The 12012-nt window shown below is 71.1% G+C and carries 10 protein-coding genes; 2 read left to right on the top strand and 8 right to left on the bottom strand.

What is annotated here, in order from left to right; translation table 11 throughout:
• Positions 1 to 63 precede the first annotated feature (63 nt).
• The 3 genes from MXD59_RS22985 to MXD59_RS22975 form a co-directional block, all read right to left on the bottom strand.
• Entirely contained in the window at positions 64 to 588 is a 525-nt protein-coding gene (locus MXD59_RS22985; RefSeq protein ID WP_248826683.1) for a DUF2752 domain-containing protein, read from the bottom strand.
• A gap of 42 nt (positions 589 to 630) precedes the next feature.
• Positions 631 to 1008: a hypothetical protein gene (locus tag MXD59_RS22980; protein ID WP_248826682.1), complete on the bottom strand. Its 378-nt coding sequence runs from the start codon at positions 1006 to 1008 to the stop codon at positions 631 to 633.
• A gap of 1438 nt (positions 1009 to 2446) precedes the next feature.
• Positions 2447 to 3877 carry an acyltransferase family protein gene (locus MXD59_RS22975; RefSeq protein ID WP_248826681.1) on the bottom strand — a complete coding sequence of 477 codons (1431 nt, stop codon included), beginning with the start codon at positions 3875 to 3877 and terminating at the stop codon, positions 2447 to 2449.
• A 202-nt stretch (positions 3878 to 4079) separates the two neighbouring features.
• On the opposite strand from MXD59_RS22975, the gene MXD59_RS22970 reads away from it, so the two are divergent.
• Positions 4080 to 5684: a hypothetical protein gene (locus MXD59_RS22970; protein WP_248826680.1), complete on the top strand. Its 1605-nt coding sequence runs from the start codon at positions 4080 to 4082 to the stop codon at positions 5682 to 5684.
• 39 nt (positions 5685 to 5723) lie between these two features.
• Here MXD59_RS22970 and MXD59_RS22965 read toward each other — a convergent pair whose 3' ends face one another.
• Entirely contained in the window at positions 5724 to 5927 is a 204-nt protein-coding gene (locus MXD59_RS22965) for a hypothetical protein (protein ID WP_248826679.1), read from the bottom strand.
• Between the two features lie 19 nt (positions 5928 to 5946).
• On the opposite strand from MXD59_RS22965, the gene MXD59_RS22960 reads away from it, so the two are divergent.
• Entirely contained in the window at positions 5947 to 7146 is a 1200-nt protein-coding gene (locus MXD59_RS22960; protein ID WP_248826678.1) for an ABC transporter substrate-binding protein, read from the top strand.
• A 367-nt stretch (positions 7147 to 7513) separates the two neighbouring features.
• Here MXD59_RS22960 and MXD59_RS22955 read toward each other — a convergent pair whose 3' ends face one another.
• Genes MXD59_RS22955 through MXD59_RS22940 form a run of 4 tightly spaced genes read right to left on the bottom strand, consistent with a single transcriptional unit; the run spans position 7514 to position 11837 of the window.
• Complete coding sequence (locus tag MXD59_RS22955; protein ID WP_248826677.1) at positions 7514 to 8218, bottom strand: ABC transporter ATP-binding protein; 705 nt, start codon at positions 8216 to 8218, stop codon at positions 7514 to 7516.
• The gene (locus tag MXD59_RS22950) at positions 8215 to 9063 is read right to left on the bottom strand and encodes an ABC transporter ATP-binding protein (RefSeq protein ID WP_248826676.1); all 849 of its coding nucleotides are present in this window, start codon (positions 9061 to 9063) and stop codon (positions 8215 to 8217) included. Before MXD59_RS22950 ends, MXD59_RS22955 begins: the two co-directional genes overlap by 4 nt.
• Complete coding sequence (locus MXD59_RS22945; RefSeq protein ID WP_248826675.1) at positions 9060 to 11405, bottom strand: ABC transporter permease; 2346 nt, start codon at positions 11403 to 11405, stop codon at positions 9060 to 9062. Before MXD59_RS22945 ends, MXD59_RS22950 begins: the two co-directional genes overlap by 4 nt.
• Before the next feature lie 3 nt (positions 11406 to 11408).
• The gene (locus MXD59_RS22940) at positions 11409 to 11837 is read right to left on the bottom strand and encodes a transporter (RefSeq protein ID WP_248826705.1); all 429 of its coding nucleotides are present in this window, start codon (positions 11835 to 11837) and stop codon (positions 11409 to 11411) included.
• Positions 11838 to 12012: the final 175 nt, after the last annotated feature.

Raw genomic sequence — 12012 nt, 5'->3', positions numbered from 1 at the left:
CCCGGACGGCTAGGCCGCTCCGGATGGTCAGGCCGTCTTGGACGGTCAGGTGGAGCCGGAGGGTCAGGCCGCGAGCCAGGTGCAGCCGGGCAGCGGCAGGTTGCGCAGCACCCAGAAGGCGATCACCAGCACCGGGATCACCGGCAGCAGCCGGGCCGGGACGCGGGGCAGCGGGCGCCGCCAGCCGGCGGCCCGGGCGACCGCCACGAGCCAGCCGGCGCCCAGCACCGGCGCGACCACGACGAAGAAGAGATTGAAGTTCGCCGCCTCCCCGGGATGGCCGTGGAGAAGCTGGTGTGCGGCGCGCAGAGACCCGCATCCGGGGCAGTCCAGCGACGTCGCCCAGCGAAAGGGGCAGACCGGATAGTGCCCCGGATGAGCCGGATCCACCAGGTACACCCGCACCGCGGCGGCGACCGCAATCACCCCGAGTGTCGCGAAACCAGCCAGCCGCGCCCGCGGCCCCCAGGCCCGCGGCGCCCAGACCCGGGGCCGTGTCGCCCAGCCCCCCGGCGCCGTCCCCGGGTCAGGCGCGCAGCCCGCCCAGGCCGGCGGTTGTGGCTGCGGGTCGTCCATCCTGGAGGCCACAGCTGAGAGCGTAACCGGGGTGGCGGGGCGCCGGAGTGGCGGTCATTCGAGGTGCAGAGCGCGCTCCTCGGCGGTTCCGGTGCGCCGGACCCGTCCGTCCCGGTCGCCGGAATAGCCGTTCTCGTCGCCGTCGCCGACGTCCTCCCGGCCGGTGTCGCGACGCTCGGCCTCCAGGTAGGGATCGGGGTCGGGCACCTCGGCGGACAGCAGCCGGTCGAGGGACGCGCCGCGGCGTTCCTCCCGTGGGGTGGCCGGGAAACGCAGGTTGTCGCTGGGGCGGTCAGGTGCGTCCCAGGTGTCGTCGAGGGGGTCCCGGCCGGCCTCGGTCGAACCGAGCTCGTCACTGTCCAGGATCTCCGCGGGTTCGAGCGGGTCGTCCTGGACGCTCCACTCTCCGGACTGCGCGGCTGGCTGTGTCATGGCGGCCTCCCTGGCCGGCCACCCCAGCACGAGGTCCCGGCGTCGGTGTCGGTGCGTTCGGGCTTTTCCCGGCACGCTCTGCTGCTCCACCTTCCCGTGGTCAGCCCGGTCAACCACGGGCTGCCCGCACCACGGACGAGGCGTCCAGCTCGGTCCGTCCGGCCGGCGAAAACACCGGCTGGGCGGACCTCCGAGGTGCGTCGTCGCCAGCCGCCAATCGTGGGGAATCGCTCTTGTCGTGTGTCATGATGCGGCGGTGTCGCAGCCCATGAACATAACTTCCACTACCACGGCGAAAGCCTGGATGTATCTGGCTGTGGTGGCCGGTTTCGGCCCCTATGTGGCGGGTGGAATACGTACGGAACAGGTTGTCGTCTACGGCGGTATGCTCCTTTTCCTGCCGGCGGGTGGAATGTATCGGGGGCTCTCCTCACGACACCTGCTGATGGTGGTTATCTGGGGGTCATTCGCCGCGTTCGTCACCCTCGACGCGATCGGTGTGACGGTTCTCGGTGACTTCGCGCCGGGTTCGCTTCTGGCCGGTATGGACAACTATCTCTATCCGGTCGCCGTGCTGCTCATGGTCGGCCGCTGGCTGGGCTGCGGCTATGACCGGACGGAGGCACTCGACCGGTTCTGTCGGGTGTTCGTCGTACTCATGGTGCTCAACGCCTTCGTGGCGATGCTCGGTCTGGTCACCGACCTGACTCCGGTACTGAGCGCCTTCTGGGGCGGGGTCGCGCTGGACGGGCAGAGCGTGGCGTTGCTGGCCCTGAACAACGGTCGGCTCTCCGGAATCTTCAACCAGCCGGTGGAGGCCGGGGTCGCCTACTCCCTGGCGCTGTTCGCCGTGATCTATCTCCTCGCCCGGCCCGGGCGGGAGGACCGTCCGATGCTGCTGGCGCTGGCGGCGGTTCCCATCCTGATCGGTGGCGTGCTGAGCGTCTCGAAGATCTTTCTGTTGTGCGGGGTACCGGTCGCCGTGTGGCAGGCGGCCCGGCTGGGCCGGCCGCTTCGCCGGGTCCTCGCCCTCGGCGGTGTGCTGATGGTGGGGGCGTTCGGGGCGTCCCAGGCCGGGGTGACCCACTGGAACGGCTCCTGGATGCTGCGGATGCTGGTTCCGGGCGCCGGTTCCAACGGACTTTTCGCTCAGTACACGGCCGATCGTTTCCATTCGGTGGGCGCGTCGGCGCGGGCGTGGGGATACGTCCTGGGCAGCCGACCGTGGCTTGGTTACGGCGTCAGCGGCCTCGCCGTGCCGTATGACTCCGCCTGGGCGGAGGCGGTGGTCGTCGGTGGGCTCGTCGGTGTCGCTCTGCTGGCTCTGGTGCTGGTCGTCGTGGTCCTGTCCTGGCGGCGGGTGCGTCGGGCGCGCACACCCGCGCAGCGCCGCTTCGCCACGTCCGTCACCGTGCTGAGCGTCGTCGGGACGATCGGACTACCCATGATGACCGCCAACCGGGTCGGCCTTTTCCTGTGGGTTCTGCTCGCCCTGCTGCTGTTCGCCGATGATCCCGCCACCTCCTGCGTCCCGGTCGCGTCGCAGCGCGGCGCTCTGTCCGTCGGCCCGGACGGCATCGCTCGCGGTGGCACCGCTCTGGGCGGTGTCGCCGCCGGCGGGATCGCGCCGGGTCGGGTCGCGTTGGACGGGGATGACCGCGGTGGTGTCCCGGGCGGTGCGCCGGCCGGACACCGGGAGTGGGCGTCCACGCCGCACCGCCGCCAGCACGGCGGCCGGTCCGGCAAGGACGTCGTTCTTGTGCCGTAGCGCCGGTGCCTCGACGAACCGCCAGCTGGCCAGCGCCACCAGCAGCGTGCCCGCGAGCGAGATGAGCACCCATGCCGCGACCCCCAGCCGGTACAGGCCGTAGACGGCCAGCAACTGCTGCACCGGCGCGGAGTAGATGTAGACGCCGTAGGACAGATCGGTGCTGACGCCGACCCGGTGCGGCGCGAGGGTCCGTCCCCCCGGCAGCGGCACCAGTGGCGCCCGCAGCGCCGCCCAGACGCAGGCGTAGGCCATCGGCAGGCTGGCCGCGGCATGCCCGTCCGGGAGCGCGAGCGCGCCGATGGCCAGAGCGGCGGCCAGCGGGCCGAGCCAGGCCCGGTCCGGGATGCGATCGGCGTACACGCACAGCGCCGCACCCGCCAGAAACAGCGACCCGAGCCGGACGGCCGCGGCCACGAACTCGTTGTTCAGCGCGGTCGGCAGCACCGCGGGATCGAGCCAGCGCACCACCCACAGCAGCCACAGCGAACCGGCCAGCGCCCACAGCACCCAGGGCCGACGACGCAGCAGCCCGGTCGCGCCGAGCGCGGCGACGCCCAGATAGCACAGCGCCTCCCAGAAAAGGCTCCACAACGACCCGTCCCACGCCACCGGACCGTTCGGCAGCGCCGTGATCGGCACGTTGTCGGGGGTGCCGGCGATGTCGTAGAAGTGCATCAGAAGCAGGCAGTTGGCGCGAACATAGGAGAAGGGCCCGTGGACGTCGGCGGTGAAATATCCGTGCAGCGTTCCACGCGTATACAGCCAGCCCAGCGGAGCTATGACCAGGGCCGTGACGACGAGGCAGGCCCAGAATGCCGGAAGAATGCGCAGAAAGCGGTGCCACAGGAAGCGCCAGGACGACCTGATGCGCAGCCGGCTTCGGGTGATGAGGAAACCGCTGATCGCGAAGAAGCAGTCGACCGCGATCGCGGCCAGGTCGGTGTGGGAGTGCGCGCCCGGAGCCGGTGCGAACCCACCCGCGATCAACCCGTGCTGAAAGAAGACCAGCAGCGCGAGGACGATCCGCAGGAACCCGAAGGAGTTGCGTCGCGGGTCGAAGCTCGATCCCAGCGTGGGCCGCGGATCACAGGTGGTCATACAGGCATCCCCTCGGCATTCGGCAGGCGGCACCTCCCGGCGAAATATAGCTCTCCGTGGTCTACCAGTCATTGAAGGTGAACGGCGATGGCGTGGGCCCGCGGACCGCCGCGCGGACGCCCGTCGCGCCGGGACGGACACTCTGCCGTCGCTGGAGACCCCGCTTGCCGCCGATCCTCAGATGGCGTATAGCGTCCGCTTTGTGGCTACTGTTGCTGACCGGATCCTCGACCAGCTTGCCCAGGTCCCCGAGGGAATGGACGACGGCCGGCTGGCCGCCGCGATCGGGGCGAACCGGGGCACGGTGAACCAGGTCTGCCGGCGACTGGTGCAGTCCGGCCAGCTCAGTCGCACCCTGGGCGACGGCGGCCGGATCGTGAACCGACTGGTCGTAGCCCCGGTGACCCCCGCGGCCACCCCCGTGCTCCCGGCCCCGACGACGGACCCGTCCGTTCCCATCGGTCCGGACGGGCTCACTGGTCCGGACGGGCCGACAGCCCCCGAGGCGGCGGCGTCCACGTCCGCCGAACTGGACGTCGCCCCCGGCGCACCCGAGCTCCCCGAGGCCCCGGCCCTGGCCGAGGCGCTGGAAGAAGTGGCACCTCAAGCTCCGATCCTGCCGGTTGAGCCGGTCGTGCCGGTTGAACCCATGAACGAAGTGGCCGCGCCCGACCTGCCGGAACCCGCGTTCGAGCCAGCCGAGCCAGCCGAGCCAGCCGAGCCAGCCGAGCCAGCCGAGCCAGCCGAGCCAGCCGAGCCGTTCGAGTCCGACCTACTGGATGCCGACGCGGCCGCATCCGAGCAACCGAAGGACGCCGAACTCGACACCGTCGATGCCGATGCCGATGCCGATGCCGACACCGACATTGACGCTGCCGTTGACACCGCCACCGAGGTCGATGGCCAGGTGGCGGTTCCCGCGCCGGTCGTGGCCGAGCTGGAAGCGGTCGAGTCGGCCGTGGCGGAGCTGGCCGCCGCCGCTGCGGCCAGGCCGGCCGTTGCCGCGCCGGAAGCAGCCGTTGCGCCCGTCGCCGAGCCGTCCGCAGCCGAGCCTCGGGTGGCCGAGCTGTCCGCCGCCGAGCTGTCCGTCGCCGAGCTGTCCGTCGCCGAGCTGTCCGTCGCCGAATCGGCTGTGGCGAAGGCCGGGCAGGTTGTGGCGTTGCCGGCTCAGGAGGCTGGGACGGGCCCCTCGCAGGACACGGTCGCCGCGATCGGGCAGGCGCTCGCAGCTCTCGACGAGGCGATGGCGAAGCTCGGCGTCCCGGCCTCCACGCCGAGGGCACCGAAGGTCACCGTCGAGTCGCCTGAAGCGACGACGTCCCCGTCGGCGGCACCGTCGGTGATGGCGGCTGCGGGTTCGGCACCGTCGGGTGCCGCGCCAGCACGGACGACCGAGGTCGGCGGTACGGTGTCCGAGCCCGTCGACCGGACCAGGGTCACGCCCACGAATCCGGTCACCGACAGTGACGTCGGACCGGAGGACGGCGGGCCGGTGAACGTTGGATCGAACGGTGTCGGCACGATCGGCACCGGGTCGAGCAGCGCCGGGCCGAGCACCAGCAGGTCGACCGGCGGCGGGGTGAACGGCACCCCACCGTCGGACGCCGAGCGCAGCAGCAGCGCCATCGGGAGCCAGCGCGCCGTGAACAGCGACGCCGGGTACGGGGAGCCCGGGGCTCTGGACGACGGACCGGTGGGCACCGGTGCGGACACTCCGTCCGGCCACGGCGCCCCCGCGGACAACGGGAGCGTTCCCCCGGTGCGTCGAAGCTGGTGGCGCCGGATGTTTGTCCGCAACACAGGATGATGTAACTGTGCGTAGTCTACGGTGGCATCGGCGCCGCCGTCAGGACGACGTGTCGAGGACGTCGACCCGGTTGTGCAGGTCGCGCGTCACCGATCTACCAGGGGAGATCATGTCCATGCGAGCGAAGTCGCTCGTCGCCGTCGTTGCCCTGTCGTCGCTGGCGCTCGTCGCCTGCGGCAGCCGGGCCGGCAGCTCCGGCTCCGGTACAACGGCTTCCAACGCACCGACGAGTGCGTCAAACAACACCGCATCCGATGTGGGAGTGACGCCCACGGAGATAAAGGTCGGGTCGATCGCTGGTCTGAGCAGCGGTTTCGGCCCGGACACATTCTCGGCGTCGCTGTACGGGGCGCGGGCCTACTTCAAGGCGCTCAACGCCGCAGGCGGGGTCAACGGTCGCCAGATCAACCTCGTCGAATGCGATGACAAGGGCTCGGGTGACAAGAACGCCGAGTGCGCCCACAAGCTCGTTGACGACGACAAGGTCTTCGCGCTGGCAGGTGTGACCGCCTTCAGCTACGGGGGCGCGCAGTACATCAACTCCAAGGGCGTCCCGGACATCGGCGGCCAGCCCGTCGACAACTCCTACGACCAGTACCCGCACCTGTACTCGATCTACGGCAGCTCCTACCCGCGCGACGGCCAGCGTCCCGGCTACAACGGCACGTTGTACGCGGGCACCGAGATCTACCGCTGGTTCAAGGAGAAGCTGCAGGCGAAGGTCGCCGGCGTCGTGTACTACAACGTCGCCCAGTCGCAGCGGTACGCCACGTCGATCGTGAACGGCCTGGAGAAGGAGGGCTACACGGTCGTCAAGGAGGAGATCAACCTCGGCGCCCCGGCGTGGGACTCCGCGGTGCTCGACCTCAAGCGCCGCGGCGTTCAGGTGGTCTTCGACGCGATGGACGACGGTGGCAACGCCCAGCTGTGCAACTCGATCGAAAGCCAGCGGATGCCGTTGCAGGCGAAGGTCGCCACGGCCCAGGGCATGGCGAACAACATCGGTCAGATCTACAACGCGTCACCGAACTGCCGTAACGTCATCTACGGGACGAGCCAGTCCGCGAACTACTCGGACACCTCCATTCCGCAGGTCGCCCAGTACCAGAAGGACCTTCAGGCCGCGGCACCCGACCGGGTCGCCAAGGAGAACCTGTGGATGATGGAGGGTTACGCGTCGGCCCAGTGGCTGACCGATGCCATCCGCTCCTGCGGTGCGGATGTGACCCGTAAGTGCGTCGAGGCCTTCATGAACAGCGGCAAGGCCTACAACGGTGACGGCCTGTTGATCAACCGCTCGTTCACGCACGCCGCGACGCCGTCGACGCAGTCCCGTGCCTGCCTGAACGTCACCCGCTGGCAGGACTCGGCGAACGGCGGCAAGGGTGGCTGGGTCAGCCAGGTCAAGGACATGAACACCAACTGCTTCGACGTCCCGTACCTGCCGTACTCCGCCGGCTGACCGATTCCACCGCACCACCGCACCACGAGCTTCAGCGGGCCTCGTCTCCACCGGGCCTGATCACCGGGCCCCGACCGGACCCCGCGCCTCGGCGCGGTGGCAACCGGTCGGGGCCCGCTGTCGTGTGTGGCGTACCTGGCCCAGCCATGGAACGTCGATCTCAGCGGACCGAGACCGACGGACGCCATGGCACGGACGCCATGGCACGGACGCCATGGCACGGACGCCATGGCACGGACGCCATGGCACGGACGCCATGGCGAGGACACCAGCGGCGGTGGCCGCAGCGTGAGCCCGTGGCAGGGCAGGGCAGAGCCCGGGTCGGGCCGCGAGCCGGTGGGGGAGCCGGGCCGCGAGCCGTGCGGGGTCAGACCGAGGCGGTGGTGGCCGTGGCGGTGTAGGTGACGAACTCCGCGGGAGTGCCGAGGAAGGACCGTTCGCCGCGGTGCAGCACGTAGACCAGGTCGGCCATGGCCAGCGCCTGCTCGGTGTACTGGTCGGCGAGCAGCACGGTGGTGCCGGAGGCGGCGACGGTGGCCAGCCAGCCGAACAGGTCGGCGGCGATCTTGGGGGACAGGCCGAGTGAGAGCTCGTCCACCATGAGGACCGACGGGCGGGCGAGCAGGGCCCGGGCGAGGGCCAGCATCCGGCGTTCCCCACCGGACATCGAACCGGCCCGCTGGGAGAGCCGCTCCTTCAACCGGGGGAACGACTCCAACGCGGGGCTGATGTCCGGATGGCCGCTGGCCTCGGCGATGATCTGCAGGTTGTCGCGGACGGACAGGGTGGCGAACACGGCCCGCTCGTCCGGCACCAGCATCAGCCCACGCCGTGCCCGGTCGACGGTGGACATCCGGGTGATGTCCTCACCGCGCCAGGTCAGGGTGCCCGAGCGCAGCGGGATCAGCCCGGCCAGCACCCGCAGAGTGGTGGACTTGCCGGCGCCGTTGGTGCCCAGCAGCGCGGTCACCTTGCCGGCGGGCAGGGCCAGGTCGATGCCGTGCAGCACCTCGATGGTGCCGTAGCCGGCGCGGGCGCCGGAGAGTTCGAGCTCCGCGGTGACCGAGGTCATGATTTCTCCTGAGCCTGCCCGGCGGCGGCGAGCGGCGCCTGGGCGAGGTACACCGACCGCACGGTCGGGTCGTCGCGGACGGTCTGCGGGTCCCCGGAGGCGACGACCTTGCCGCCGACCATCGCGTACACCTGGTCGACGACCGAGAAGACCAGGTCGACGTCATGGTCGACGATGAGGATGCCGACACCGCGGGCGGCGGTCTGGCGCAGCAGCTGGGCGAGTTTCGCGGTCTCGGCGTTGTCCAGGCCGCTGGCCGGCTCGTCGAGCAGCAGGACGTCCGGCTGGGCGCACAGGGCCCGGGCGAACTCGACCAGCCGCAACGCGCCGGTCGGCAGCGTACCGGCGACCGTGTCCCGGATGTCGGACAGACCCAGCGACGCGAGGACCTCCTCGACGACCTGGTCCACCGGGCCCTTCGGGGCGAGCCCGGTGCGTTCGAGCAGGCCGGCCAGCGTCCGGCCGACCCGGCCGCGGCCCTGCGCGGACAGGCCCAGCAGGCCGCCGGCGTAGTCGCGGCGACGGTTCTCGGCCCCGACGAGCAGGTTGTCCGCCACGGTGAGGGTGGGGAACAGCGACGGCACCTGGAAGGTCTGTACCAGGCCGCGCCGGGAACGGATGTCCGGGCGCATCCGGGAGATGTCGGTCGTGCCCAGCAGTACCTGGCCCTCGTCGGGCTGTTCGACGCCGGTGAGCAGGCTGAACAGGGTCGACTTGCCGGCGCCGTTCGGACCGATCAGACCCGTGATCATTCCGGGTGGGGCGACGAGGTCGACATGATCGACCGCGGTCAGGCCGCCGTAGCGGCGAACCAGACCCACACCCTGCAGGACACCACGGCTCATCGCCGAACCCCCGTCCCAGCACCTGAACCAGCACCTGAACCAGCACCCGTACCTGTACCCGACGCCGTGCTCGGCCTCGCGGCCGTGCTGGCGGCGGGTGCGGAGCCCGTGGCGGCGGCCGAGCCGACGAGCGCCCCGCCCGACCCCGACCCGTTGGTCGACCCGGAGACGCGGGTGGCCTGGTCGGCCTGGGCGGCGTACCGCGCCACGGCGGCCACCAGGGCGGCGCCGAACGGGGTCGGCGCCGGTGCGCCGGCGAGCGGCCCGAGGGCCCCTTCGGACAGGGGCCAGCGCGTGACATGGCCTGATCGGGCCGCGCCGAGCGTCGCCCCGATGCCGGGCAGTCCGGTGTTGCCCACGATGCCGGCGGTCGCCGGCAGATGGCCGACAGCCGAGATGCGCACCGGCACCGGCCGGGGGGCACGCTGGTTGGGGTCGACGAAGCTGTCGGCGAGGTACTGGGCGAGCAGCCGCAGCACACCGCGCACCGCGGAGGCCAGACCCCCCGGCATCCAGCCCAGTGCCAGCGCCAGGATGCCGATGGCCAGCGTCGAGCTGCCGGCGGGGGCGAGCACGTCGATCGTGACGATGAACGCGGCGGCGACGATCGCGCCGATGGCGCTGTCGGCGCCGAACACCACCACCGCGGTGAACCACAGCAGGCTCTGCAGCGGCGCGAAGTCGTCGGCGGCGAACGAGTAGCTGGAGTGCACCAGCAGTGCCCCGCCCAGCCCCGCGACCACCGAGGAGACGGTGAACGCGAGCAGCTTGAGGTTGCGGACGTCGACGCCGACCGCGGCCGCACCGCTGGAGTGGTCACGCACCGCGAGCAGCGCCCGGCCGAGCCTGCCGTGGTGCAGGTTGCGCACCACCAGCAGGCCAAGCCCGAGGCTCAGCAGTTCGAGGATGTAGAAGGCCTTGTCCGACAGGGCGTGCCCGAACACGGTCAGCGGGTCGATGTACAGGCCGCTGGCGAACGTCGGCTGCTCGAAGACGAACCGGCTGACCACCGCGCCGACCGCGAACGTGGTCAGCGCGAGGGTCAGTCCGCGGCGGCGGATCGCCGGATAACCGGTGATCAGGCCGACCGGGGCGACCAGCAGCGCGCCGACGAGCATCGCCCAGATACCCGGCAACGCCGGCAGACCGAACAGCTCGCCGTTGGCGAGCTTGAGCGAGAGCAGCGCGCCCAGACCGGCGAAACCGGCGACGCCGAGCGAGATCTGCCCGCTGTACCCGGTGACGATCACCATCGACAGGAAGATCAGCGCCAGGGCCGGCACCTGGAACGCCGAGCGCAGGTCCGAAGGCGCGAACGTCAGGGGGGCGAGCAGCAGCGCGAAACCACCGAGCTTGCCGAGGTAGTCGCGGCGGTACCGCGCCTCACCGACCCGCCCGGACGGCGGAGCGCCCCGGCTGGAGAAGCTCGCGGTCGCCCCCGAGTCACCGCCACCGAGCTCCCGCAGTTTCGGCACGGCCAGCAGCAGGATCAGCAGCGCGACGATGAACAGGTTCGACTGCAGGACGGTCAGGATCTGCCCGGCGTCGCCGTCCAGGGTGAACTGGCGCAGCTCGCTCTGCAGGATCGAGATGCCCAGCGCCGTGAGCACCGCGACCGGCATGCTCGAGAGCCGGGCCGCGACGACGACCGCGAAGGTCTCCAGCACCAGCAGTGTGAGGCCGTAGGGGTTGAGCTGGAAGCGGGGTGCCAGCAGCACACCGGTCAGGCCGGCGAGCGTGGTGCCGGCGGCCCAGCCTGCGGCGGCCACCCGGTCGGCGGGAACGCCGGAGAGCTCGGCGAGCTGCCGGTCGTCGACGACGGCGCGGATCTGGCGGCCGAACGAGGTGCGCGCGCTGATCAGGCCGAGCACGATCGCGAACACCACGACCATGGCCAGTTCGGCGAGGGCGTCGACGCCGATGCGGGTCTGACCGAACAGCCGCACCGAATCCGCCGGGAAGATGCTCGGTGCGTCACTTCGCGAACCCAGCCCCCACAGCCCGGCGGTGATGCCGAGGATCAGCACCAGCACGCCGAGGCTCGCGACCAGCGATTCGGCGGCTGAGGCGCGCCGACGAGCCAGCGGCCGAAAGACCAGCCGTTCCAGCAGCAGGCCGATGCCCGGAGACAGCACCCCCAGGGCGAGGACGGCGGCCAGCCAGATCGGCAGGCCCCACTCGACGACCATCTCCCGGAAGACATAGGCGACCAGCGTGGCGATCCCGCCCTGGGCGAGGTTGAGGACGCCGTTCGTGCGGTAGGTCACCAGCAGGCCGATGCCGGACAGCGCGGCGATCGCGCCCAGGGAGATGCCGGCTAGCCCCAGGTCGATGCTGGTCACCGGTTAGCCGTGCCGGGCGGGTGCGGTGCCGGGTGCGCTGGCGTAGGCGTTCTGCTGCGGGTAGGCCTCCGCCCCGGGCTGGGCGGTGCCGCCCTCGGCCTCGAGGCCGGTGGTGGCCGCGGCGATGATCAGCGAGTGCAGGTCGTCCACCTGGGCGGAGGCGCGAGCCTGCGCGGCCTGGGTGGCCTCGACCCGGTCGGCGACCAGCAGCGCACTGCCGATGAGCACCAGGGCCAGGCCGCCGAAGCCGCCCGAGACCACGTACGGCAGCTGCATGGAGACATCCGTCTGCTTGGAGACGCCGAGGTAGCAGCCCAGGAGAAGCACACCGCCGGCCGCTGCCACCACCCATCCCCGCAGCGCACGGACCACATCAACCACCAGACGGGTGGTAGGCCGCGCCTTGCCGGGCCCAGCGGTCTGCTCGTCCACTTTCGTCTCCCCCAAGGAGCGTTTCGTCGTCGGTCGTGCGGACGTCCCCCGCTGGCGCCCGTCCCGGTTGAGGATCCGGGTCTCGACAGACGTCAGATTAGCCTCGGGCTTTCACCGGGGTGATCGTCTGTTGGGGTGCCGGGAATAGGAAAGTGCTCCTGAGCTGGGAGGATTG

It is taken from the genome of Frankia umida (assembly GCF_023242945.1).
In the GTDB taxonomy this organism is placed as follows: Bacteria; Actinomycetota; Actinomycetes; order Frankiales; family Frankiaceae; genus Frankia; species Frankia umida.
The sequence above is the reverse complement of the archived record's forward strand: the minus strand, read 5'-3'. Positions and strand labels throughout refer to the sequence as shown.

Coding starts and splice junctions, on each gene's coding strand:
- MXD59_RS22980 (WP_248826682.1), bottom strand. CDS start 1,008: ATGACACAGCCAGCCGCGCAGTCCGGAGAGTGGAGCGTCCAGGACGAC.
- MXD59_RS22975 (WP_248826681.1), bottom strand. CDS start 3,877: ATGACCACCTGTGATCCGCGGCCCACGCTGGGATCGAGCTTCGACCCG.
- MXD59_RS22955 (WP_248826677.1), bottom strand. CDS start 8,218: ATGACCTCGGTCACCGCGGAGCTCGAACTCTCCGGCGCCCGCGCCGGC.
- MXD59_RS22950 (WP_248826676.1), bottom strand. CDS start 9,063: ATGAGCCGTGGTGTCCTGCAGGGTGTGGGTCTGGTTCGCCGCTACGGC.